Source organism: Brevundimonas sp. (assembly GCF_036963785.1).
Taxonomy (GTDB): Bacteria; Pseudomonadota; Alphaproteobacteria; order Caulobacterales; family Caulobacteraceae; genus Brevundimonas.
The window spans coordinates 556268-579470 of the sequence record NZ_JBALUS010000002.1 but is presented as its reverse complement, the minus strand read 5'-3'; the positions used below and the strand labels follow the sequence as shown (position 1 = coordinate 579470).

Here is a 23203-nt window from a genome sequence, read left to right as displayed (position 1 = left end):
TATGGCGGGTTCGTGGAAGTGAGAAGGGTCGATGACCAAAGCCGCCGGTACAGACGCTAAAAGCACGCTCTATTGCTCGTTTTGCGGCAAGAGCCAGCACGAGGTCCGCAAGCTGATTGCCGGACCGACGGTGTTCATCTGCGATGAATGTGTCGAACTGTGCATGGATATCATCCGCGAAGAGCACAAGATCGGCTTCGTGAAGGCCAAGGACGGCGTGCCGACGCCCAAGGAAATCCGTGAGGTCCTGGACGACTATGTGATCGGCCAGAGCCACGCCAAGAAGGTGCTCTCGGTCGCGGTCCACAACCATTACAAGCGCCTGAATCACGCGGCCAAGAACAACGACGTTGAACTGGCCAAGTCGAACATCATGCTGATCGGGCCGACCGGCTCGGGCAAGACGCTGCTGGCCCAGACGCTGGCGCGCATCATCGACGTGCCCTTCACCATGGCCGACGCCACGACCCTGACCGAAGCCGGTTATGTCGGTGAAGACGTCGAGAACATCATCCTGAAGCTGCTGCAGGCATCGGACTACAACGTCGAGCGGGCGCAGCGCGGCATCGTCTACATCGACGAGATCGACAAGATTTCGCGCAAGTCGGACAACCCCTCGATCACCCGCGACGTTTCGGGCGAGGGCGTTCAGCAGGCCCTGCTGAAGATCATGGAAGGCACGGTCGCCTCCGTGCCCCCGCAGGGTGGCCGCAAGCACCCGCAGCAGGAATTCCTGCAGGTCGACACCGCCAACATCCTGTTCATCGTGGGCGGCGCCTTTGCCGGCCTCGAAAAGGTGATTTCGGCCCGCGGCGAGGGAGCCTCGATCGGCTTTGGCGCCAAGGTCAAGGAAGTCGACGAGCGCCGCATGGGCGATGTGCTGAAACAGGTCGAGCCTGATGACCTGATGCGGTTCGGCCTGATCCCCGAGTTCATCGGTCGTCTGCCGGTTCTGGCGACGCTTGAGGATCTCGACGAGGAAGCGCTGGTCACCATCCTGACCCAGCCCAAGAACGCCCTGGTCAAGCAGTACAAGCGCCTGTTCGAAATGGAGAACGTCGAACTGACCTTCACCGATGACGCGCTCACCGCCGTCGCGGGCAAGGCCATCAAGCGCAAGACGGGGGCCCGGGGCCTGCGCTCCATCCTCGAAGGCATCCTGCTGGAGACCATGTTCGAGCTGCCGACCTTCGAGGGCGTCGAGGAGTGCGTGGTCAACGCCGAGGTCATCGAGGGTAAGGCCCAGCCGCTGCTCATCTATGCCGACAAGAAGAAAAAGGCCGACGGCGCGGCCTGACGACCGTCCGTGGGCGCGCTTCGTCTGGTCCTCGGCGACCAGCTCAGCGAGGATCTCAGCGCCCTGGCCGACATCGGTCCGGGTGACACGGTCCTGATGGCCGAGGTGGCCGACGAGGCCACCTATGTCCGCCACCACAAGCAGAAGCTGGTGCTGGTCTTCGCAGCCATGCGGGCCCACGCCGAACGCCTCAGCGCGGCGGGCCACACGGTCCGCTATGTGGCGCTCGACGATCCCGGAAATACCGGCTCGCTTGCCGGCGAGATCGAACGAGCCGTCGCTGAAACCGGCTGCGACGGTCTGATCCGGACGCTGTGCGGCGAATGGCGGTTGGAGCAGGCGCTCAATGCCGCGGCGGAACGCCTGTCCATTCCCGTAGAGGCGCGGGAGGACAGCCGCTTCATCTGCTCCTCGGGTCGCTTCCAGGCCTGGGCGCAAGGCAAGCGTCAGCTCGGCATGGAGTTTTTCTATCGCGAGATGCGCCGCGAGACGGGCCTTCTGATGGACGGCGACCAGCCGGAAGGCGGGCAGTGGAACTATGACGCCGAAAACCGCAAGAAGCTGCCCGCAGGCACCGCCGCGCCACGTCGCAGGCGCTTTCCGCCCGGCGAGAACACGCGGGCCGTCATGGCGCTGGTCGAGCAGCGGTTCTCCAACCATTTCGGCGATCTGGACACGTTCGACTGGCCGGTAACCCGCGATGAGGCCGAAGCCGCCCTGTCGCACTTTCTGGCGGACATCCTGCCCGCCTTCGGAGACTGGCAGGACGCCATGACCGAGGGCCAGGCCTTCCTGTGGCACGGCCTTGTCTCGACGTCCCTCAATCTCGGCTTGCTGGATCCGCTGGATGTCTGTCGTCGGGCCGAGGCCGAGTATCGCAAGGGCCGGGCCCCCTTGAATGCCGTCGAGGGCTTCATCCGTCAGGTGCTGGGCTGGCGCGAGTTCGTGCGCGGGATCTATTGGCTGAAGGTGCCGGAGTATCGCCAGCGCAACGCCCTTGATGCCGACCGGACCCTGCCCTGGTTCTACTGGTCGGGAGACACGGACATGGCCTGTGTGGGCGACGTGGTGACGCAGGCCCGCCAGCATGCCTATGCCCACCATATCCAGCGTCTGATGGTGACGGGAAATCTGGCCATGCTGCTGGGGGTGCATCCGGACCCCGTCGACGACTGGTACATGGTGGTGTTCGCCGATGCCTTCGAATGGGTCGAGATGCCGAACACCCGGGCATGGCGACCTTTGCTGACGGTGGCATCGTGGGTTCAAAGCCCTATGCCGCGTCCGGGGCCTACATCGACCGTATGGGCGACTACTGCGCAGGGTGCCGCTACAGCGTGAAGCAGAAGACGGGGGAGGGGGCCTGTCCCTTCAATCGCCTCTACTGGGGGTTTCTGGAGCGAAATCGAAAGGTCCTGCGCGACAATCCGCGGCTCGCCATGCCCTATCGCACGCTGGACAAATGGCCGGAGGAGCGTCGGGCGGCCCTGGTCGAGGAGGCTGACGCCTGTCGCGAGGCCCTGGGAGCGACGCCTCGCCGCTGATCCGGTCTGTGGGCGGATATCATTGCCGTCTTGAACACGACGGACGAAGCGCCACATACTTTCTCCGTAATGTCCGCCGAGTGTCGGGGACAAGGGGTGTTTCGCCGCTTTCGGGAAATGCCGTGTGGGCCAGACGTAGCGACGTCGGCCAGGAGAGTAGAATGTCCGAGACCAAAACCCTTCCCGTCCTGCCGCTGCGCGACATCGTGGTGTTTCCGCACATGGTCGTGCCCTTGTTCGTGGGCCGCGAGAAATCCGTGCGGGCGCTCGACGAGATCATGAAGGGCGAAAAGCAGATCCTGCTGGCGACCCAGAAGAATTCTGTCGACGACGATCCGGGCCCCGATGCCATCTATCCGATCGGCGTGCTGGCCAATGTGCTGCAACTGCTGAAATTGCCGGACGGCACGGTCAAGGTGCTGGTCGAGGGCAAGGGGCGTGCGCGTCTGGTGCGCTTCACCGACCAGGCCGACTATTTCGAAGCCGAGGCCGAAGACATCGTCGATGAATCGACCGATCCGGCGCGCGCCGAAGCTCTGTCGCGCGCGGTTGTCGAGCAGTTCGAAAGCTATGTGAAGCTCAACAAGAAGGTGCCGCCCGAGGCCCTGACGTCGATCCCGCAGATCACCGACGCGTCGAAATTGGCCGACTCGGTGGCCGCGCACCTGTCGGTCAAGATCGCCGACAAGCAGACCCTGCTGGAAACCATCGATGTGCCGGCGCGGCTGGAAGGGGTCTATGCCCTGATGGAGGGCGAAATCAGCGTCCTCCAGGTCGAGAAGAAGATCCGCTCGCGCGTGAAGCGCCAGATGGAGAAGACCCAGCGCGAATATTATCTGAACGAGCAGATGAAGGCGATCCAGCGCGAGCTGGGCGAGACCGACGACGCGCGTGACGAGGTCATGGAGTTGGAGAAGCGCATCCGCAAGACGCGCCTGTCCAAGGAAGCGCGGGCCAAGGCGGACGCCGAGGTCAAGAAGCTGCGCAATATGAGCCCGATGTCGGCCGAGTCGACGGTGGTGCGAAACTATCTCGACTGGCTGCTGGGCATTCCCTGGGGCAAGGCGCGGGCCAAGACCATCAATCTCGACAAGGCCGAGGCGATCCTCGAGGAGGACCACTACGGTCTCGAGAAGGTCAAGGAACGGATCATCGAGTATCTGGCCGTCCAGGCGCGTACCAACAGCCTGAAGGGGCCCATCCTGTGCCTCGTCGGCCCTCCGGGCGTCGGCAAGACCTCGCTGGCCAAGTCGATCGCCAAGGCCACCGGCCGGGAATACGTTCGCATGTCGCTGGGCGGCGTGCGCGATGAGGCCGAAATCCGCGGCCACCGCCGGACCTACATCGGCTCGATGCCGGGCAAGATTATCCAGTCGATGAAGAAGGCCAAGACCACCAACGCCTTCATCCTGCTGGACGAGATCGACAAGCTGGGCGCTGACTGGCGCGGCGACCCGTCCTCGGCCCTGCTTGAGGTGCTGGATCCGGCCCAGAATGCCAACTTCGGCGACCACTACCTCGAAGTGGACTACGACCTGTCGAACGTCATGTTCGTGACGACGGCCAACAGCCTGAACATGCCCCAGCCGCTGCTGGACCGCATGGAGGTGATCCGGGTCGCCGGCTACACCGAGGATGAAAAGGTCGAGATCGCCAAGCGGCACCTGCTGCCCAAGCTGACCAAGGACCATGGTCTGAAGGACGGCGAGTGGATCGTGCCGGATGAGGCCATCCGGGATCTGATCCGCTACTATACCCGCGAGGCGGGCGTGCGCTCGCTTGAGCGCGCGCTCGGTGGGCTGGCGCGCAAGGCCGTGCGTGAGATGGCGCGCGGCAAGCTGCTGACCATCACCATCGATGCGGACAAGCTGGCCGAGTACGCGGGTGTGCGCAAATACCGCTATGGCGAGACGGACGAGGAGGATCAGGTCGGCATCGTCACTGGTCTGGCCTGGACCGAGTTCGGCGGCGACATCCTGACCATCGAGGCGATCAAGATGCCGGGGCGCGGCCGCATGACCGTGACCGGCAACCTGAAGGACGTGATGAAGGAGTCGATCTCGGCGGCGGCCAGCTATGTCCGCGCCCGGGCGCTGACCTTTGGCGTCAAGCCGCCGGTGTTCGAAAAGACCGACATCCACGTCCACGTGCCCGACGGCGCGACGCCCAAGGATGGTCCTTCGGCCGGCGTGGCGATGACGGTGGCCATGGTCTCGGTCCTGACCGGCATTCCGGTGCGCAAGGATATCGCCATGACCGGTGAAATCACCCTGCGCGGTCGGGTCACGGCCATCGGCGGCCTGAAGGAAAAGCTGCTGGCGGCGCTCCGTTCGGGGGTCAAGACTGTGCTGATCCCGCAGGAGAACGAGAAGGACCTCGCCGACGTGCCCGATAACGTCAAGGAGGCGCTGGAGATCGTGCCGGTGTCGACTGCTGACGAGGCGCTCAAGTGGGCCCTGGTTGGAACGCTGACTCCCGTCGAATGGGACGAGGCGACCGATCCCCTTCCGTCGCGGATGCCGGGTGCCGAGCCGGGCCCCGACGCGGTCATCAGTCACTGATGTCGAGGCCGGAACTGGTCGGGCGCATCGCCCGGGCGGCCGATCTCACCCCCGCTCAGGCGCGCGCCGCCCTTGATGCTGTCCTTGACGGGATCACCGAAGGGCTGGCGGAGGGGCGCACGGTGCGCCTGACCGGCTTTGGGGCCTTCATCCCCGCTGACCGGCCGGAAAGGGAAGGGCGGCATCCGGCGTCCGGAGAACGCCTGGTCCACCCGGCCGCGCGGACGGTTCGGTTTCGGCCGGGCGAAGGGTTGAAAAGCGCCTTGAACGGCTGAGCCCACGCGGGCATAGCCAGAGGGACGGGCGGCTAGCTCAGCTGGTCAGAGCACCTCGTTTACACCGAGGGGGTCGGGGGTTCGAACCCCTCGCCGCCCACCAGAAAAGAAAAGGGCCGCCGGAGTGATCCGGCGGCCCTTTGACTGTCTTGTCCGCAGCCTAGAAGCGGAAGCTGGCCCGCAGCAGCAGCATGTAGCGCATATAGTCGCCGATCATTTCTGCATCCGCGCTGACACTCAGCATGCCCAGCTCGTTGCCGACATTCAGACGGACTCCGATGATCGGACCCCCGCCCTCGATGTTATCGGGGTCGAGGCTGAAGGAGGGCCCCCCGCTGGCAAAGCGGGCAATCGTGGCGCCCGGATCAACCGAGATGTTCTGGCGCCAGCCGATGCGGAACTCCGGCTTGAGCCAGCTGTCCTCGTCGATCGTGTAGGCGATGTTCATGGCGGCAACGGCCGAGAACATGTGCCCGTCGCGCTCGTCGATGATCAGATCGAACCCGTCTCCGCCGCCGACCTCTTCGCGGGCATCCTCGCTCAGCGAGAAGTACTCGGCATAGACTTCGGGACGCAGGGTGAAACGCCCATACTCGCGCTCGTAGGAGGCGCCACCGGCAGCGGCCAGGGTGAAGCCGTTCCAGCTCGACGTGTTGCTGATATTCAGCCCGCCGCCGACGAACTGGCGGTCGGCGTCGAACGAGGCGTAGCCGGCGGCAGCGCGGGCCCAGGTTGTCCAGTACTGGCCCTGTGCGCGCCAGTAGAGCCCCAGCTCGACCAGATTGGCGGTCAGGTTTTCCTCGGCCTCGGACTCGGGATCTTCAAGGTCCGAGGACGTGAAGGCGATGCTGACGCCCAGGGCGCCGTTCGAAGTGCCGTATTCCACGCCGCCCGCGACGCCGAAGCCTTCGGACCGGAAGCCGTAGGTGTCGGTCTTGTCCTTGTCGGCGTAGAAGGTGATTTCCTGCACCCAGGCGCTGGTTTCACCGGGCTGGGCAGAGGCATTGCGGCCCACCAGCGCGCGCGTCACGGCGTCGACGCCGCTGGCCAGAGACAGCAGCGGACCCCCCGAGTGGTCGGGCAACATCTGCTCGTACAGATCGATGAACCCTTCGCGGCCGCTCTGGTTGATGAAGGCGTTCAGAATGCCGGCGTCGCGATCGAGCGCGTCATAGATGGCGTCATAGGCCGACGCCTCGACCGAGATCAAACCCGCTTCCTCGGCCGTGCGACGGCGCACATCCACATAGACCTGATTGTTCGGAAGGTCAGCGCCGGCGTCCAGAATGAACAGGTAGGGGGCGTTGGCCGCCACGCCATCCAGGTCGAGGTTGCCGAAATTCAGGTTGTTCGCGTCGATGACAGTGAAGCGGCCGGGGCCATCGATCAGGGAGGTGAAGCGGACGCCCAGCTCGGCCCCATCCTCGAGCGTTGCCGTTCCCGACACATTGAACCCCGACGACGTGCCGTTGTTGCCGTCAATGCTGACGACCAGACGCCCGTCGCTGCCGATCGTCAGATTGGTAATGTCCATCATGGTCGTCTGGCTGAGATCCAGAGATCCATCTGACACTGCCACGTCGAGGAGGCTGTCGCTGTCGCTCAATATGCCGCGAACGAAGGCACCACCGGTGATGGACAGGGTGTCGAGGCCATCCCCGAAGGAGATGTCGCCGAGAACAGCGCCGTTGCGGATATCGAACATGTCCGCTCCTGACCCGAAGCGGATCGCGCCAACCATGGCCGGCTCGTCACTGTCCGGCACTCCGTCACCGTCGGTGTCCGGATTGGTGGTGCCGGGAGGAGAGGATGCAATACCGTCCTGGATGATGGTCACCCCGGTGGTGTTGGCTTCGACATTGATCAGCGTCGCCGAGCCGGTGATCGGGTCACCTGCCGCGTTGGCGAAAATGTTGGACTGCATCGATCCGGTGTTCGTGATCGACGTCAGGGTTCCGCTGAGATCATGCAGCGCCGTCAGGTCGGCTGTGCCGCCGCCGGACGAGGCCAGGAACTGACCGTTGTTGATGAATGTCGGCAGATTGGCACCGGCCTCGATCAACAGGGTCGTTACCGTGGAGGAGACGTCGGAGGAGGCGGCCGCCGTCATGTCGCCGTCATTGATGAACTGCGGCGTGGTTACGCCGCTGGACAGGCGAATGCCGACCGCGTTTGCGTCATAGGCGAGTGCAGAGACCCGGCCGCTGTTCAATATGCCGCCCTCGATGGTGACGGCCTCGCCGCCCTCCACGCCGAAGCGGATTCCGTTCGCTTCGATGCCGTCGTAGATGCCCTGAGCGCTGACACCACCCTGGTTGATAAACCCGTAGGCGAGGTCGCCTGTGCCCGCCACACCCAGCGTGATGGCCTGGGTGTCGGAACCCACCACGATGGCCGGGGCCCCACCGAAGACTTCGATCTGGGCCGTGCTTTCATCCGCATCCGGGATGCCGTCACCGTCCTCGTCGGCTTCGTTCTCATCCTCATCGGCAGGACGACTGCCGATGGTCACGCCGCCAGCGACGTTCCCTGCGATGATGACCGCCGGCCCGCCCTGAAGCAGATCGTCGGCGTCGAGATTCTCGATGGCCGCATCCGACGGACGGCTGATGTAGCGGTAACCTGTCGACGAGACCGATCCCTGGATATTGAGGCCGCCGCTGATGTCGCCAAACATGCCGATGGCCGTGGAGCCGCCACCGAGGGTCGCCACGGTGCCGCCGAGGTAGACCGTACCGTCGATATCGCCGAGCGCTCGCACGGCCATGCCGTTGTCACCCACGACCTGGATCGTACCCTGATTGGTCAGGTTGCCGATGAGGTCGCTTTCCAGCGAAATCCCGTAGGACTCATTGCCCTCGACCTGGATGACTCCGCCGTTCTGGACGCGGATATTGCCGGTCAGGGGGCCGGCGTCGTCCAGCCGAATACCGAAGCGGTTGGAGCCTGTGGCGAACGGGCCGTCCAGATCGCCATCCGAGTCTTCGTCGGTGCGCTCGGTAATGTTGTCGGTGATGGTGATGGAGCCGGCAATGGTGATGTCGGCCGTATTGCCGCCCTCGATCAGGACGCCGATCGTGTCGTTCGCGGCGTTCGACATCGTGATGTTGCCGCCGGCATTGATCGAGAAATCATTGTCGGAATTGACCGTCACGGCGGTGCCGGAGGTCACGGTGATCGTTCCTCCGGAGGCAATGATGATGTCGGCGGCGCCATTTCCAGCAGGGTTGGCCGTCGTGATCGGCGTTGTCCGGGAGGAATCGATAGTGACCTGGGCGTTGGCGCCACAGGCGAAGAGAAGGGGAGCGATCGCCGCTGCGGTCGCATACAGATAACGCATTCGGAACAAACCCCTCGTGGAAACTCGCGAGCCGTCAGGTCAAACCCATCTAGCAGGATGGAGTCGGATGTGCCCCAAGTTTCTCGAATTTGAGGCGAATGCAAGGCCGCTGCGCCTTTTTGGGGCCCTTCGGCGCCGGATGTGGCTTGCACAAGTCAATATCGAAGTGATATCATTTCGATATATCTGGAGGGTGCAAATGACTGACGCTCAAACTCAATCCCGCAATGGCTCGCACGCCCTGTCGCGCGAATATCCGGCCCGGACCGGCAACGGCATTCTGATACTGCTGGTTTCGCTGGCCATCATGATCGCGGGCGCCGCCGCCGTGCTGGTCAATCCTGACGCAGCACTCAACGTGATCGGCGGGATTCTGCTGGTCGTGGCCGGGTTCATCCTGATGTGCGGCCTGTATGCACTGCAGCCGAACGAGGCGATGGCGATCCTGCTGTTCGGGGACTATCGCGGCACGGATCGCAAGACGGGCCTGCGCTGGGTCCTGCCCTGGTACTCGCGCAAGAAGATCAGCCTGCGGGTCCGCAACCTGACCAGCGACAAGCTGAAGGTGAACGACAAGCGCGGCAATCCCATCGAGATCGCGGCCAACGTCGTCTGGCGCGTCGAGGATTCGGCCCAGGCCCTGTTCGACGTCGATGATTTCCGGGCCTTCGTGAACATCCAGGTGGACACGGCCCTGCGCGACATGGCGGCCCACTATGCCTACGACCACGGCGAGGATCATGAGCTGACCTTGCGGTCTGACGCCGAGGAAGTGGCAACGCGGCTGCGCGAGGAACTGGTCGGCCGGATCGCGGTCGCCGGCGTGGCGGTGGACGAGGCGCGTATCGCCCACCTGGCCTATGCCCCGGAGATCGCCGGCGCCATGCTCAAGCGTCAGCAGGCCGAGGCCGTGCTGGGCGCCCGCCGCCTGATCGTGCGCGGTGCGGTCGAAATGGTGGAGAATGCGCTGGAGGACCTGAACACCCGCGGCGTCGTCGATCTGGACGAGGATCGCAAGGCGGCGATGGTGTCGAACCTGCTGGTCGTGCTGTGCGCCGATCGGGAGGCCCAGCCCGTGGTCAACACGGGGACCCTGTACGGGTAGGGAAGCGGATGCCGAAGGACCGGAAAGCCTTTCTGTTCAGAGGTTCGCCCCAGGTGATGGCGGCCGTCGAAAGACTGGCCGCCGCCGACCTCCGCTCGGTCAACGCCCAGGTGGAGATTCTGCTGCGCGAGGCCCTGGCGCGGCGGGGGCGACGGGTCGAGGATCATACGCCGGGTACGGACGAGGCTTGAGATTGACCCCCGTCGGGGTTACGGGCGCATATGGTAAAGTCAAAGTCGCGCTTGACGCGGAAGTCGCAGACCGATGGATCGGGCCGTGAGAGCGGCCTGAAGCTGGCCCGCAGCCTGCGGGGACAGGATGTCCAGGAAACCGAACTTCGCCTTATTCCCGGTCTCGACGAAGAAGTGTCGGAGGCCTTCCAGGGGGTGAAGCGAGTCTCAGCCGATGCCCGCCCCCGGCTGGTCGATACCACCATGCTGTATGCGCCCCGCTCGGGCGGGGTGAAGCGGTACCTCTTGTCGAAAAAGGCCTGGCTGGCCGAGAACCGGCCGGACATCGCCCATAGTCTGGTCGTGCCGGGCGCCAAGCACCGGGTGGGCAGCGACGATGTCATTCGCCTGCATGCCGCCAAGCTGCCGTTCGGCGACGGCTATCGCTGGCCGTCCTCGGTGCGTCGATGGGGGGCCTGGGTGGCGGCGCTGAAGCCCTCGGTGATCGAGGCAGGGGATCCCTATACGCCGGGGCAGGGCGCGCTTGAGGCGGGCCAGAGGGTCGGCTGTCCCGTCATCGGATTCTGTCACTCGGACCCGGCCGGCCTGGCCGCGCTTCACTTCGGCGAGTGGGCCAAGAAGCCGGTCCAAAAGCGCTGGGCTCGCCTGTTCTCGCAGTTCGACACCGTGGTCTCGCCCAGCCGCTTCATTGCGCGCCGACTGGAAGAGGCCGGGATTCAGAACATCGTCATCCGTCCCCTGGGTGTAGAGATCGATACCTTCCGGCCGGATCGACGGGATCGTCAATGGCTGCTGGATCGGCTGGGGCTGCCGGACAGCGCCCGTCTGCTGTGCTTCGCCGGGCGACCGGCAAAGGAAAAGAATATCGATGTCCTGATCGAGGCCGTTCAGTTGCTGGGCGATCCCTATCATCTGGTGCTGGTGGGCGCAGGGACCGGCATGCCGCCCGAGGATCGCGTGATCGCCATGCCGTATGAGACCGATCCGAAAGCCGTCTCGAAGATCATCGCCAGCTGTGACGCCTTTGTGCATGCCAACGACAAGGAGCCGTTCGGCCTGATCGTGCTCGAGGCCATGGCCTGCGGCCGGCCCGTGGTGGGCGTCAACGCCGGTGGTGTGGCCGAGACGGTCGACACCACCGTCGGGCAGCTGGCCGATCGCGCCGAGCCGCGGGCCTACGCCGAGGCGGTGGCGGCCCTGTTCGAGCGGGACCTGGATGCCGTAGGCCGGGCCGCTCGCCTGAAGGCCGAAACCCATTTCGCCTGGGATCGCGTGTTCCAGGACCTATGCCGCGTCTATGGCGAGGCCAGCGGGAACGCCGAATTCACGCGAGGAGGGGCAGAATGAAGAGACTCCTGACCGCCGGACTGGCCGTAGCCGCAGCGCTGGCCTGTGGCGTGGGCGCGGCCTCGGCCCAGACGGTCTACCTCGTGCGCCATGCCGAAAAGGCCAGCGACACCGAGCGGGACCCTGTGCTGTCTGAGGCCGGCGTGGCGCGTGCCGAGGCGGTGGCCTCCCTGTTCGCGGCCGGAACGCCGGATCTTGTGGTGGTCAGCCCGCTGCAGCGAACACGCCTGACGGCTGCGCCGACGATCGCAGCATCGGGGGCCCTTGTTTCGGTCAGCCCGCTCGATGCCGGTGTGGATGCCCATGTCGAAACCATCCGCCGGGGGGTTATGGCCCTGCCGGAGGACGCCGTGGTCCTGATCTCGGGGCACAGCAATACCGTCCCGCTGATCGCACGGGCGCTGGGCTATGAGACGCCCGACATGCCCGAGTGCGAATACGACCGGCTGATCCGGATCGAGCTTCGTAACGGCGAGGCCTCCGGCGAGACCCTGAGGTATGGCGCGCCGTCTGTCTGCTGAAGCCTGACCATTCGGAACAGGCCGGCCGCGTGGCGCATTGCCCTCCTGAACTCACAGGAGGCCAGCCATGGACGACCGCTTCGACGCGCGCGCCGAAAAAATTGCCGATCAGGAACGCGAGATCCAGGAACGGATCGACGCCAAGGATGCTCGCTCGGGCGATTCTGAAGAGAAGGGGGCGGTGCAGGCCGGCGCCCGGCGCTATCCCGAGCCGCCGTTCCCGAAGCAGCATCAGACCAAGCCGGGCGACGAGGCGGCTCTGGACCCCGCGCCGATGTACGATGCGCCCTTCTGGAAGGGCTCGGGCAAGCTGGAGGGCTTTGCCGCCCTGATCACCGGCAGCGATTCCGGCATCGGGCGTGCGGTGGCCGTACTGTTCGCGCGGGAGGGCTGCGATGTCGCCATCTGCCATCTGGACGAGGAGGGGGACGCCGAGGACACGCGCAAGGCGGTCGAGGCCGAGGGCCGCAAGGCCATCGTGCTTAAGGGCGATGTGGCCGATCCGGCGTTCGCGAAGGCCGCAGTCAAGGCCACGCTCGACGCCTTCGGTCGACTGGACGTGGTGGTGCCCAATGCGGCCTTCCAGGAGCATGTGCCGGCGTTCGAGGATCTGACCTTCGAGCATTTCGACCGCACGCTGAAGACCAACCTCTATGGCTATTTCAACATCTGCCAGGCGGCGGTCCCGCATCTGAAGAACGGCGGGACCATCGTGATGACCGGCTCGGTGACCGGCATCATGGGCAATGACCAGCTGCTCGACTATTCGATGACCAAGGGCGGTATCCACGCCTTTGCGCGGTCACTGGGCACCCATCTGGCGCCGCGCGGCATCCGGGTAAATGTGGTGGCGCCGGGCCCGGTCTGGACCCCGCTCAATCCGGCAGACCGCGATGCCGAGGGCACGTCGAAATTCGGCTCGGGGACGGTGATGAAGCGCCCCGCCCAGCCGGAGGAAATCGCCCCGGCCTATGTGTTCCTCGCGTCGCCCCAGTGCTCCAGTTACATCACGGGCGAAATTCTGCCGATCATCGGTGGGTATAGCGGCGGCTAGGGGCGTCAATCCCCCGCCGGTTGCAAGCACGCCGTGACAGGCTGACCATCCCCTAGGGTCCCCGGCTTACCGCTCCGGGGGGCAGCGTGCGACCGATCCTGATCCTGATGGCTGTGCTTCTGGCGCTGTGGTTGCCGTCGCCCGAAGGGGTGCCGCCGACCGGTGCCAAACCGGTCAATGCCGGTCCCCCGGCCCGGCCCGAAGGCGTGGTCGTTCTGCCGGGCCGCCCCGGTCGATATGGCAATCTGCAGCATATGCGGACGCCTCTGCCGGCCCGCTCGATTGCCCTGACCTTCGATGACGGACCGGACCCCACCTATCTGCCGCAGGTGCTGGACATCCTCGACGCGCGGGGCATCAAGGCCACTTTCTTCTTCGTGGGTGTCTATGTGGAGCGCCGTCCCGACCTGGTCCGGGAGGTGACGCGGCGCGGGCACAATGTGGCCAGTCACAGCTGGTCCCATCCGACACGGCTGAGATACTGGAACCCTTCCGAGGCTCACCGCGAGATCCGCCGGGGATTCGCGGCGCTTGATCAGGCCCTGGCTGATTCGCCTCCCGCGCAGCGCGCGCGGCTGGAACCGCTGTTCCGCTTTCCCGGGCTGAACGAGGGCACCGCCCTGGCCGGATGGCTGGGAGATCGCGGCATTCTGGTGGTGTCGGCCGAGGGCGGGACAGACGACTGGCGGGGCCTGAGCGCGGACGCCATCCTGCGCCGGACCGTTTCGGTCATGGAGGCATCGGGTGGCGGGGTGCTGATTCTGCACGAAACCCGGCCCAATATGATCCGGGCGCTGCCAACCCTGCTGGATACGTTGAGCGCGCGGGGCTTTACCTTCGTCCAGATCACCGCAGGGCCCGAGGGGCGCAGGCGCGCGACCGAAGGCCCGGACCCCTTGTTCAGGCCCTGAGCAGGGTCTCTGTCTGATCCATTTCAGGGAGGGGGATGCGCCATTCCGACACTGTCAGGAATGGCGCGAGTGACGGGGCTCGAACCCGCGACCTCCGGCGTGACAGGCCGGAGAATTGCCCTATGATTTCAGTGGCAGTTCCAACTTTGGCGCCGGCGTATGCCTCTAACAGAGTCAAACACTTGGTGAGAGGGCTTGGAACGCCACCCGCTACTCCCCAGTGTCTCTCGGGTTGGCAGATTGAGCATCGATAAAGGACAGTAGGTCTGGCGCTGTGGCCGGGGGGAGGGGAAGTTCCCATGACCTCACGACCGTCATTCCTAGGCGTTCGGCAAAACTGCGGAGGTTTCCATCATCAGAGTAGATCACGTTGACCCCTGTCACGCGGGCAATAGCAACGATCTGACGGTCTACTTTGATCTTTTGATAGGGCTCGAAAGAGCCTGCCCGTTTGTCTCCTGCCCTTTCAGCTTCTCGCGTCATCGCCGCGACTTCCACCGCAGCTCTCACATCAAACTCGACGATTTTGAAGCGGGCCGACTTGTGTACTGCCGCTAGCAATGCGGGGCCCGCGTCACCAGCGAGCACCAAGAGTTCGCTCAGCGCGGGCGTGGGAATGGCGATGGTTTCTCCCTGCCGCTGCAGTTCCTCCGCGAGGAACACGTATCGCTCGCGAGCGAACTCCACGGGCTGCCCGGTGGATGGATCCGCTGGAGGGCGTGAGTCCGGATGAACCAGAAGTCCAAGCGCGGTGGCGTCCAACACCACCATTAGTGCAGGCCCTCGTCACCAAGGCGGAGATTCATGAGACGATCATGCGTGCCCTCTTGAGTGTCTTCCGGGAGCACTTCACGGAGCTCTGCCAACACCATGTCCAGCGGCGCGTCATCCAGTGCTTCGAAGCGGTCGACACTGAAGCCGATAAGCTTCCATCCTCCGTCGGGAAGCCGCTCCCAGCGTCCGTCGCCATACAGCCGCACCTTCCCCCGGTAGAGGTTGCCCGCAAGCTCGCGCGCTTGATCGCGGGTCACGCTGATATTCGAATAGGTGATCGGTCCATCTTGGAGGATCACATGGGCAGTCTTGTCTTTGCCACCGAGACTAACGATCTCGCCGTCAATCGAGCCAGCCTGTTTAAAGGTCGGGAAAGTCAAAACTGGGGGACGGGTTCGGCCAGGGAACGGAATGATAACGGCTCCCTCGTGGATCAGCTCGCCTACGGCGTTATCGCCGGCGAGCATATCATCCAGGACGCTCACTGCTTTGGCGACGTCCGGTGGCGGCGAAGGCAGCACTGCCTGACGAAGCCGCTGTGCGACTTTTGGGGCTTCGGGCGGATCGACGGCATGCACTAGCTTGGTGCTGCCCTTCTCAAGTCGGACGAAGTGAGTGCTCGCCTTGGATCCTACGAGATCAGCGAGCGCGAGCATGTATTTTGCCAGCCGTTCCATCGGGATGGTTTCGGGCTGGTAGGCGTCAATTCTAAAGACGTACTCGTCGCTCATTTGACCCGTCCTGGCCTTAACCGCTTCACAGCTTGTCAGCCATTCCTCAAGCTATGGTTGACGGAGACCATTGTCGACTCCGCATGCGGCAGAATTGGACGCAGGCCGAAGCGTCTAGCCAGAAAGTTGGTGCGGCCGGCAGGGGAGGGAAGGAATTAGGCGAGGCCGTTACCGCGCAGCGAGCGACACCCGATCAATCTCCGCCGCCAGCCGCTCCCGCCCTTCCTTCCGCGTCACCGCTATCTGTCGGGCCTTGGACACGGTCGCCGGCGTGTAGGTCGCGTCGAGGAAGGCGCTGCTGTCCATGCTGTTGGCCAGCAGCTCGGCCATGGTCGACTTGTCCGCGCCCGCGGCGTCTGCTTCGACGTTGCCCGACCTGCGGATGTCCAGGAACTGGCGCTGATCTCCGGGGAAGACGTGCGCACGGACAGCGCGGAAATCTTGCGCGAAGTAGTTCTTGCCGCTCACGCCCTGTGCATAGGCCTTGCCGCTCTTGCGGCGGATCAGGGCGGCGGTCGGTAGCAGGTCCGCTCCGAGCTCCGTCAGGTAGGCCTGCAGGGCGGCCGCAGTCTCGTCCGTCAGGTGACCGAAGGCTTCGCGGTCTGTCTTGGTCCGTGAGCGATGCAGGTACCAGCCGACCGCGTCCCGTCTCAGCTGTTGTTTGGTCAGGGTGCGCACGTCGACGGGCGAGAACAGCGTGTCCCAGGCGATCATGATGGCCACGGCCATGCCGTCCATTTCCAGCTCGTAGGCGCCGGCGACGAGCTTCTGGATCTCGGAGCCCAGCCAGATCTGCGAACGCCCCTGAGGCTGGGGATTGGCCACCGCCAAGGCAGGCGACTTGATGTTGAGCCGCAGCCGGACGATCGCGTCGGCGAACAGCGCCCGAAGGCACTTCATGACCCGGTAGCGCTCCGACGGCGAGAGCGTGGTGTCGAGCACCTCTTCGAAGTCCTCGATGTCCGTCACGCTGATCTTGGTGATCGTTTTGCGCCCCAGATGCGGGCCGATGTGCTTCCAGGCGCGCTCGTAGTCTTCCTTGGTGCGCAGCGCCTTCTTGCGCCAGGCCTTCGATTTGGCCTTGAACAGCCGGTAGTACTCACCGAGCGAGCCGGGCGGGTAGGTCTCCTCGACCGTGAAGGTCTCGCTGCCGTCCCGGGCCCGCAACCACTTCTCGTAGAGGGATTGCGCCTCGGCCCATGCAGGTGGCGCGTCAGGGCCCAAGGGCTTCGGCAGGAAGCCGAGAGCCCTCATCGTCGGCGTCGGCTCCCAGAACAGGTTGCCTCGCTTGTTCCTGACGTACCTGAGCTTAATCGCTGCCACCTTCGCTGAACGCATCCTCCATCAGCCGAGCGCAGCGCTCAGCCTCTGAAGCGGGGTGAGAGTCGTCAAGCGCGATCAGCGAAAAGCTGTCACGCCGGAAGTCGATGCGGCCGATCGGCAAGCCCCCGGCCAGGGCGCCCTCGACCGCCTTTCGCACATCATCCTTGCGCCACGTCTCTCTCGAGCGCGGTCTGGTGCGATGGTCTGTGGCAGCGGAGGTCATGGGCAGCTTCTCAATGTGCTGGCACCGGGGCGCCGTCAGGCGGCTTCCAGTTCGCGTGCCAGCTCGCCGGCCGAGGGCCCGGCGATAGCTCTGGCGACACTCAGCAGCGAAAGCTGCCGATCGCGCGGCATGCTGACGAACAGGCTGGCCAGCTCGCGCCCGCTACCGGTCGCGCCGAGGCGATCGATGGCCGACGGCTCCGCCGCGCGGCCGAGTTGGCGGTCCTCGCGCGGCGGGAACAGGTCCTGGACCTCGACGCTCAGGAAGTCGGCGATCAGGGCCAGCTTCGATGCCGATACCCGGTTGGTGCCCTTTTCGTACTTCTGGACCTGCTGAAAGGTCACGCCGATCGCGGCGCCCAGCTGCGACTGGTTGAACTCGCGTTGCTGGCGCAGGCTGGCAATGCGCTGCCCGACCTGGACATCGATTGGGTGAGGGGTTCTGGCTGCGTCGGACATGGTCAGGCTCCGGTGTTCAGGGTGGATGCGGCCAGCCAAGCGAGCAGATAGGCCGCGAGAAGGATGGCCAATAGGCCGAGGAAGTGTCGGCGCTTCATGCCCGCCGCTCGGGCCAAAGCCGCCAGATGACAAGCACGGCGATGGCAACGAAGATCGTCACCGGCCGCCCCAACAGCAGGGAATCGACCAGACCGAGGCCGATGCCGGCGACGGCAACGCCAGCAAACAGCGAGGCAACCGGATTGCGAGGTCGCCGTCGTTCGGGCATCCGGCTGAGATAGGCGATCGGCCGGCGCGCTCCGACCTCGCTGCCGACAATGTTGTGCTGGCTCATTGGACATGGCTCCGTACAGGGGCGGGCAGATCGCTGTCAGGGCGCGCCAAAGCGCACAGGGCTGCCACGAAGATGATCAGGCCGGTCAGAAGCAGGGCAGGCACCCAGAGCGATGGAATGCGGGGTTCACGGCTCATCGGGTATCCCTCCGGGCCATGGCATCGACCTGGTCGGCCACGCATCGCAGGGCCGTTGTGGCTTCGTCCTGATGGACGGGATGGGCGGAGAGGCTCACGGATTCGACCCGGCCGGCCTGGCCGGGCACCCACAGGACCAGGGCAAAGGCCAGGCCCGAGCCCTCCAGGCTGCGCTGGATCTCGGCACAGATCTGATCGGGGGCCGCCGCCATCAGACTTCCCCCAGCGCGGACAGATAGAGGTCGAGGATGGCCTCTTCCTCCTGGCGCTTGGCCTTGTCCTGCTTGCGGACGCGCAGAACCTTGCGCAGCACCTTCACATCATAACCCTCGCCCTTGGCTTCGGCGAAGACCTCCTTCATGTCGCCCATGACGGCCTGCTTGTCCTCCTCGAGGCGCTCGAGGCGCTCCACGAGCGTGCGCAGGCGCCCCTGGGCCGTTGAGGTCAGGACGTCGGGCAACGTCTCGAATGATGTTCCATCGGCCATCAGAAGCCCCCCTCTATGGAGGAGAGGCTGATCGGGGCCACGATGACGTAGTGCAGGCCCTCTGATGTCGCCCCCGGATAGCCGCCCTGCAGGGCGAACGGCACCCCGTCCGCGCCCTGGGCGAAGACGACGGCTTCCGGCAGGGCCAGTGCGTCAAGGTGGGCGATCAACTGTTTGACCGTCAGCATGCCGCGCCTCTATCGCCGCGAGCATCCCGGCCGCACTGGCGCGTCTTCCTTGCCTCAAGCGCCGCCAGGGCGTGTGCTGGCGTGCGCCCGACCAGGGCGTTGAGCGCGACATTGCACTCCCGCCGGGATGCGCCGGTGAGCAGAGCCACGGTCTCGAGGCTTGCGTGTTCGCGCATCAGCTGGCGCAGCTCGGCCAGCCCTTCAACGGTCCAGCCCGATCGGGCCGGGGGTAGGTCGCAGCGGCAGCGGTTCGTCGCGCCGCATGCGCAGAAGCGGCGGACGATCGTGGCGGGGAACGGGCTCTGCGGGTCTGCGGTGGCGGTTGTCAGCACGAAACTCTCCCTCAATCTGTGAGAGAAGTTCGGATAATCCGACAAATGAGTCAAGAGGCAATAGTCGGATAATCCGACCGTTTCATCTGGCCTCGATTCGCGCGACCAAAAAGCGGCTTCTATCGGCCCTTGCTTTGTCCTTGGCCTATGATTGCATGCGCAGCCTCTCGCAGCTGCCGGAGCCCAATAGCTTCATCGGGCGGCAATAGAAGCTCGTAGGGAGCCAAGCCCAGCCAAGCCGCCGCCTCGTCGACGCTCTCCTGCGTATAGCGCTGCTTATTGTTCCAAAGGTCACTCGCTTTGGCTCTAGGCCAGCCTAGATCGCGCTGGGCGTCTGCCTGGATCTTGCCCAGATGAGCGGCCCATTCAGCCAAGTACCATCGATGCCCGAGCTGGGATGGTGGCACTGAAGCGCGCTTTACGACCTTCGTGTTCATAGGTCGGATCATGGTCGCTGGCCTTGGCTAAGTCGGCCCTGATTATCCGAACGACAGGGGTTGACTCGCACGTCGGATAATCCGAACACTGCGACCATGAAGTTGATTCCGCAGTTCAGACGAGCGCGAGGCTGGTCCCAAGCTGAACTTGCTCGACGGCTGGGCATCAGCTCGCGGGGGCACGTGAGCGACTGGGAAACGGGCAAGGAGCGCATTCCCGCCGAACAGGCCATCGCCCTTGACCGGCTCAGCGCCGGCGAGCTGCCGGTCGCAACCCTGCGCCCCGACCTCCACGATGTCCGCGTCCTGCCAGCGTCCTCGACCCCGGAGGCCCGCGCATGAGTGCGCTTCTGCACTCCCCGGTGCCGCTGTGGCTGGTGTTGCTCGGCGGCCTCGGCCTCGTGTCCGGTCAGGCCGTCGTGACGGTCGGTGCGTGGATCTGGGCCGAGCGTTCGGACCGGGCGAGCAGGTGGGCGGACTTCATAGAGGCGAGCCCCGAGGACCTGGATGTCGAGATCTCGCGCATTGACGCGAACCTGATCAGCTGGGGTTTCGGTCCCGAAGAGAGGGAACACCTGCTGCGGCAATGTTTCGGCGCCGACGTCCTGCGGCGGGCCCGAGAGGTCGCGGCCGGGAAAGGCCAACCTTCTGTCCGCGCTCAGCGAGCCGCTCCTCAAGCTGATCGGGGGCAAGCTCATGCATGATCGCCAGCAGATCAATGACGAGCGATTCGAGCGCCGCGCACTGATTCTGCAGGGCCTCAAAGTCCTGCTCTCTGATGTCCGACATTTATGGCTCTCCTTGGTGTTTTTCGATGAGCCCAAGGTAGAGGCCCCCGCCGGCGCGTCCATACGCATGCGCGCGCCGGCGGGGCAGCCCTTCTGTGAGGCCGCCTGAGATGATGGCCCGTACCCAGCTTCACCCCAGCCTCGCCGCCCGCCTGACCGGAGCGGTTGAGCGTCCCGTCGGCGCGTTGCCTCCCCTCGCGCGCCGGCGGGGCGTCGTCCCATTCGCAGGAACGCAGCGGTGAGGGGAGGGCGTCTCCTCTCGGCGCCCTCGGTCCGCACTGACTCTCCGTCCGAAATTCGTTCCCGGTTCGTCCCGAGCTCTTGGCCCTCGTCAAGGCGCGAGGCGTCGAAGGGACGCGTCACGGCCCTGAGGCGATGTCTGCTTGCCCGCCTGGGCCAGGACCGTGAGCGACAGATGCGCTCTGCGGATGAAGCGCTGTCAGGCCCGGTCGACTGATCAGCCGGGCATCCAGCCCCCGCCCTGATGACGTGCCCACCCACATCGGCAAGCCGAGCGTCTCGGCCGCTCAAGGGCGGTCGCGGCTGCGCGGCTCCCTGATCGCCTGTCCCCGCCGGGGGCGGACTTTCGCGGCCAGGAACGCACCCGCCCTGTCTCCCGCCAAAGCGGGCCGACGCACTCGGCTTGCCTTCATCACAGCCAACCATGGCCGCCTTACGGACGGTCATCGGGACGCCTTTTGCTCAACGCGCGGCACCGCTTGCCGCGTGACCGTGAGCCTGTGCGCCAAGCTGACCGGTTGTCAGGCGGATTCGTGAGGGACGAATCCTATGAACGTGCGACAGCACGCCTTCCACGCGCGCGCCCTGCAGGACGCCTGCGGAGGGCCCGACCGGTGCCTCGAACTGCTCGAGGCCAGCCCCTTCAAGATGGGGCGCACCCACCTCTATGACTGCCGGGATCCCGCCAAGGGGCGGACCATGCCGATCGGCGCGATCGCCTTCCTCGAGGCGCATCAGAACTGGCGACTCTACAGCGCCACTCTGGCCCGCCAGCTGGCCCAGCCCTCTGATGCGGCATGCGCGCTCAGCGAGGCCTGCGAAGCGGCCGAGGATATGGCCGCAGCCCAGCGGCTGGTGCGCCTGGCCCAGGCCGACGGCGTCATCACCGAGTATGAGAAGCGCGAGATCGAGCCGGTCCTGCTCCGCGTCGAGGCCCGCCTCCAGGGCGTGCGCACGGCCCTCGATCACGGGGTGGCAGCATGACGGCCGTCCCGATCGATCACAGCCATCGGCGGCGTGAGCCACTCCATCGCCGGACCTGCCAGCCTGTCCGCCGGCGTAGCCGCCCTGCCACGCGCGAAGATTGGAAGCCCCTGTCGAAAGCCGAGGCGCGCCGGCGCCTGCTGGCGCTCGAGCTCTATCAGGAGGGCCTTCGCAAACCCGGTCAGCGCTGGGGCGCCAAGGGCACCATCAGCCACGGCGCGATCGGCCTCTACCGTCTGCTTCTGAACATGGCAGCCAAGTTCGGTGGCCGCGTCGAGCCCTCGGCCGCCTGGCTGGCCAGGCAGCGCAACGTCCCTGTGCGCATGATCCACGTCTGGAAGGCACAGCTGCAAGAGCACGGCTTCCTCGGCTGGGTTAGGCGCTACGTCGAGACGGGCAGGGACGGCCTGCGCGGCCCTCAGGTGGAGCAGACCACCAATGCCTACTGGACGGCCCTGCCGAAGGCCGCCGCCGCCCTAGTGGCCAAGCTGCGCGTGCCGCCCTCGGCCGACGTCGACACGGCCCGCGAAGAGCGCTTTCTCGCGGCGAACCCTGACCTCGCCGACCAGCTGGCCCGGGTTCGCAGCGCCACCGATGAGAAAATGGCCCGCCGTGATCGCTTCCGATTGGAATGAACGTGAATGATCTGAGGGGTCAGAATCCGGACCTCAGATCTATATAAGGGCGTCTCGCTGGTCGCGAGACGGCACAATTGCAGGATTGAAAGGTGTCTCGCTGGTCGCGAGACCCGGGTTTCCCAAGCTCGACCCCGCCACCGGCGGCACAAACACCCCAACCGACACCGGGGGCGCGTACACGCGCCCTCCGATCCACCCGTCATGTCCCGACTGAACAGCCTCCCTCGCCATCTGCTTCCTCGGTCGCAGGCTCGGCGAAAGGGGAGGGGGTCGGGTTTCTGCCTCCCGGCCGACCGAGGCGCTTTCCTTCCCCGACAGTGCCCCTGAGAGGCTCCAGGCTGCAAGGAAACGCAATGCGCATGGACCCCGACACCCGCCAATGCCAGCCGCGCCGGACGGGCCTCCCGGCCCCTGTCAAGCCTGCAAGGAATTCGACACGCGAAGCCCGCGGGCGAGGTGGGGGGACGAGCGCGCAGGTCAGGTCAGGAATGGGCTCCTGGCGGCACTTCAGAAGCTCCATCTCCAAGCACGACCATCGGCGCTGCCCACGCTAGGGCGGAGGCGCCGTGTTGGGACACACTGCGTCGTCATAGCCAGTGCTGTCGGCCGCGAGTCCAAGTTCGGTTGAGCTTTAAGTGAGCTCAGTGCTATGACAGCCCCAATGTCGAGCAGCAGTTGCAGATTCGGATTGGCGTCGGCGCTTTTCGCGCTGTTCCTAGCCGTGTTCGTCTTGATTCCGACAGTCGATGCGGCGGCTTGCGCCATGGAATTGGAGCCTGCTCATGCGGCTGCTGCAGTCGCCGACGACGGTGGTGATCTGCCGTCTGGTCCCGACCGCGACACCGAATGTTCGCACGGCCACTGTCACCACAGCGGCAACGCGATGCCTTCCTCGCTTCAACCAGCCACGATGACGATGGCCGTCGCGCCGAACCTTCTACGGCCGACGGCCGAGCCTTTGGCCTCGCGCGCACCCAGCGGTC

General features: G+C 65.3%; 27 protein-coding genes and 1 tRNA gene. 17 read left to right on the top strand and 11 right to left on the bottom strand.

Annotated elements, in window-relative coordinates; genetic code table 11:
* Positions 1 to 31: 31 nt before the first annotated feature.
* The 6 genes from clpX (at position 32) to V7672_RS06495 (ending at position 5780) form a co-directional block, all read left to right on the top strand.
* Complete coding sequence (gene clpX, locus V7672_RS06520) at positions 32 to 1297, top strand: ATP-dependent Clp protease ATP-binding subunit ClpX (RefSeq protein WP_335623776.1); 1266 nt, start codon at positions 32 to 34, stop codon at positions 1295 to 1297.
* Between the two features lie 9 nt (positions 1298 to 1306).
* Positions 1307 to 2638: a cryptochrome/photolyase family protein gene (locus V7672_RS06515; protein WP_335623775.1), complete on the top strand. Its 1332-nt coding sequence runs from the start codon at positions 1307 to 1309 to the stop codon at positions 2636 to 2638.
* Positions 2635 to 2841, top strand: coding sequence for a hypothetical protein (locus tag V7672_RS06510; protein ID WP_335623774.1), 207 nt, complete (start codon positions 2635 to 2637; stop codon positions 2839 to 2841). The genes V7672_RS06515 and V7672_RS06510 overlap by 4 nt, the downstream gene beginning before the upstream one ends.
* A 161-nt stretch (positions 2842 to 3002) precedes the next feature.
* Positions 3003 to 5402, top strand: coding sequence for an endopeptidase La (gene lon / locus V7672_RS06505; protein ID WP_335623773.1), 2400 nt, complete (start codon positions 3003 to 3005; stop codon positions 5400 to 5402).
* The gene (locus V7672_RS06500) at positions 5402 to 5677 is read left to right on the top strand and encodes an HU family DNA-binding protein (RefSeq protein ID WP_335623772.1); all 276 of its coding nucleotides are present in this window, start codon (positions 5402 to 5404) and stop codon (positions 5675 to 5677) included. The genes lon and V7672_RS06500 overlap by 1 nt, the downstream gene beginning before the upstream one ends.
* A gap of 26 nt (positions 5678 to 5703) precedes the next feature.
* Positions 5704 to 5780: transfer RNA gene (locus V7672_RS06495), tRNA-Val, on the top strand.
* Positions 5781 to 5837: 57 nt separating this feature from the next.
* Here the strand turns inward: V7672_RS06495 and V7672_RS06490 are convergent.
* A complete protein-coding gene (locus tag V7672_RS06490; protein ID WP_335623771.1) occupies positions 5838 to 9017 on the bottom strand; it encodes an autotransporter outer membrane beta-barrel domain-containing protein in 3180 nt (1059 codons plus the stop codon).
* Positions 9018 to 9216: 199 nt separating this feature from the next.
* Between V7672_RS06490 and V7672_RS06485 the strand changes: the two genes are divergently transcribed.
* From V7672_RS06485 to V7672_RS06460, 6 genes are all read left to right on the top strand, one after another.
* Complete coding sequence (locus tag V7672_RS06485; RefSeq protein ID WP_335623770.1) at positions 9217 to 10122, top strand: SPFH domain-containing protein; 906 nt, start codon at positions 9217 to 9219, stop codon at positions 10120 to 10122.
* Between the two features lie 8 nt (positions 10123 to 10130).
* Complete coding sequence (locus tag V7672_RS06480) at positions 10131 to 10313, top strand: hypothetical protein (protein ID WP_335623769.1); 183 nt, start codon at positions 10131 to 10133, stop codon at positions 10311 to 10313.
* A 153-nt stretch (positions 10314 to 10466) separates the two neighbouring features.
* Positions 10467 to 11660 (top strand): glycosyltransferase, encoded by a 1194-nt coding sequence (locus V7672_RS06475; protein WP_442889002.1) that lies wholly within the window; start codon positions 10467 to 10469, stop codon positions 11658 to 11660.
* Entirely contained in the window at positions 11657 to 12181 is a 525-nt protein-coding gene (locus V7672_RS06470) for a SixA phosphatase family protein (RefSeq protein ID WP_335623768.1), read from the top strand. The genes V7672_RS06475 and V7672_RS06470 overlap by 4 nt, the downstream gene beginning before the upstream one ends.
* Positions 12182 to 12248: 67 nt before the next feature.
* Entirely contained in the window at positions 12249 to 13235 is a 987-nt protein-coding gene (locus V7672_RS06465) for an SDR family oxidoreductase (protein ID WP_335623767.1), read from the top strand.
* Positions 13236 to 13321: 86 nt separating this feature from the next.
* Positions 13322 to 14146, top strand: a complete 825-nt coding sequence (locus V7672_RS06460) for a polysaccharide deacetylase family protein (RefSeq protein ID WP_335623766.1) — start codon at positions 13322 to 13324, stop codon at positions 14144 to 14146.
* Positions 14147 to 14356: 210 nt separating this feature from the next.
* On the opposite strand, the gene V7672_RS06455 is transcribed toward V7672_RS06460, so the two are convergent.
* The 10 genes from V7672_RS06455 to V7672_RS06410 form a co-directional block, all read right to left on the bottom strand.
* Positions 14357 to 14809: a hypothetical protein gene (locus tag V7672_RS06455; RefSeq protein WP_335623765.1), complete on the bottom strand. Its 453-nt coding sequence runs from the start codon at positions 14807 to 14809 to the stop codon at positions 14357 to 14359.
* A 107-nt stretch (positions 14810 to 14916) separates the two neighbouring features.
* Positions 14917 to 15651, bottom strand: a complete 735-nt coding sequence (locus tag V7672_RS06450) for a hypothetical protein (RefSeq protein ID WP_335623764.1) — start codon at positions 15649 to 15651, stop codon at positions 14917 to 14919.
* A gap of 168 nt (positions 15652 to 15819) precedes the next feature.
* A complete protein-coding gene (locus V7672_RS06445) occupies positions 15820 to 16989 on the bottom strand; it encodes a hypothetical protein (protein WP_335623763.1) in 1170 nt (389 codons plus the stop codon).
* Positions 16961 to 17197, bottom strand: a complete 237-nt coding sequence (locus tag V7672_RS06440) for a hypothetical protein (RefSeq protein ID WP_335623762.1) — start codon at positions 17195 to 17197, stop codon at positions 16961 to 16963. Before V7672_RS06440 ends, V7672_RS06445 begins: the two co-directional genes overlap by 29 nt.
* A 35-nt stretch (positions 17198 to 17232) precedes the next feature.
* Positions 17233 to 17655 carry a helix-turn-helix domain-containing protein gene (locus V7672_RS06435; protein ID WP_335623760.1) on the bottom strand — a complete coding sequence of 141 codons (423 nt, stop codon included), beginning with the start codon at positions 17653 to 17655 and terminating at the stop codon, positions 17233 to 17235.
* 94 nt (positions 17656 to 17749) lie between these two features.
* The gene (locus V7672_RS06430) at positions 17750 to 17989 is read right to left on the bottom strand and encodes a hypothetical protein (RefSeq protein ID WP_335623759.1); all 240 of its coding nucleotides are present in this window, start codon (positions 17987 to 17989) and stop codon (positions 17750 to 17752) included.
* Positions 17990 to 18122: 133 nt separating this feature from the next.
* Positions 18123 to 18338, bottom strand: coding sequence for a hypothetical protein (locus tag V7672_RS06425; protein ID WP_335623758.1), 216 nt, complete (start codon positions 18336 to 18338; stop codon positions 18123 to 18125).
* Positions 18338 to 18613, bottom strand: a complete 276-nt coding sequence (locus V7672_RS06420; RefSeq protein WP_335623757.1) for a DUF2312 domain-containing protein — start codon at positions 18611 to 18613, stop codon at positions 18338 to 18340. The genes V7672_RS06425 and V7672_RS06420 overlap by 1 nt, the downstream gene beginning before the upstream one ends.
* Positions 18613 to 18801 (bottom strand): hypothetical protein, encoded by a 189-nt coding sequence (locus V7672_RS06415; protein WP_335623756.1) that lies wholly within the window; start codon positions 18799 to 18801, stop codon positions 18613 to 18615. The genes V7672_RS06420 and V7672_RS06415 overlap by 1 nt, the downstream gene beginning before the upstream one ends.
* Positions 18795 to 19133, bottom strand: coding sequence for a hypothetical protein (locus tag V7672_RS06410; protein ID WP_335623755.1), 339 nt, complete (start codon positions 19131 to 19133; stop codon positions 18795 to 18797). Before V7672_RS06410 ends, V7672_RS06415 begins: the two co-directional genes overlap by 7 nt.
* A gap of 533 nt (positions 19134 to 19666) precedes the next feature.
* On the opposite strand from V7672_RS06410, the gene V7672_RS06405 reads away from it, so the two are divergent.
* The 5 genes from V7672_RS06405 to V7672_RS06385 all read left to right on the top strand — a co-directional run bounded on the left by V7672_RS06405 (position 19667) and on the right by V7672_RS06385 (position 22217).
* On the top strand, positions 19667 to 19912 hold the full coding sequence (locus V7672_RS06405) for a YdaS family helix-turn-helix protein (protein ID WP_335623754.1): 246 nt from the start codon (positions 19667 to 19669) through the stop codon (positions 19910 to 19912).
* Entirely contained in the window at positions 19909 to 20274 is a 366-nt protein-coding gene (locus tag V7672_RS06400; RefSeq protein WP_335623753.1) for a hypothetical protein, read from the top strand. Before V7672_RS06405 ends, V7672_RS06400 begins: the two co-directional genes overlap by 4 nt.
* Positions 20267 to 20467 carry a hypothetical protein gene (locus V7672_RS06395; protein ID WP_335623752.1) on the top strand — a complete coding sequence of 67 codons (201 nt, stop codon included), beginning with the start codon at positions 20267 to 20269 and terminating at the stop codon, positions 20465 to 20467. Before V7672_RS06400 ends, V7672_RS06395 begins: the two co-directional genes overlap by 8 nt.
* Positions 20468 to 21147: 680 nt before the next feature.
* Positions 21148 to 21582, top strand: coding sequence for a hypothetical protein (locus V7672_RS06390; protein ID WP_335623751.1), 435 nt, complete (start codon positions 21148 to 21150; stop codon positions 21580 to 21582).
* Positions 21579 to 22217 (top strand): hypothetical protein, encoded by a 639-nt coding sequence (locus tag V7672_RS06385; protein WP_335623750.1) that lies wholly within the window; start codon positions 21579 to 21581, stop codon positions 22215 to 22217. Before V7672_RS06390 ends, V7672_RS06385 begins: the two co-directional genes overlap by 4 nt.
* The last annotated feature ends 986 nt before the right edge of the window (positions 22218 to 23203 follow it).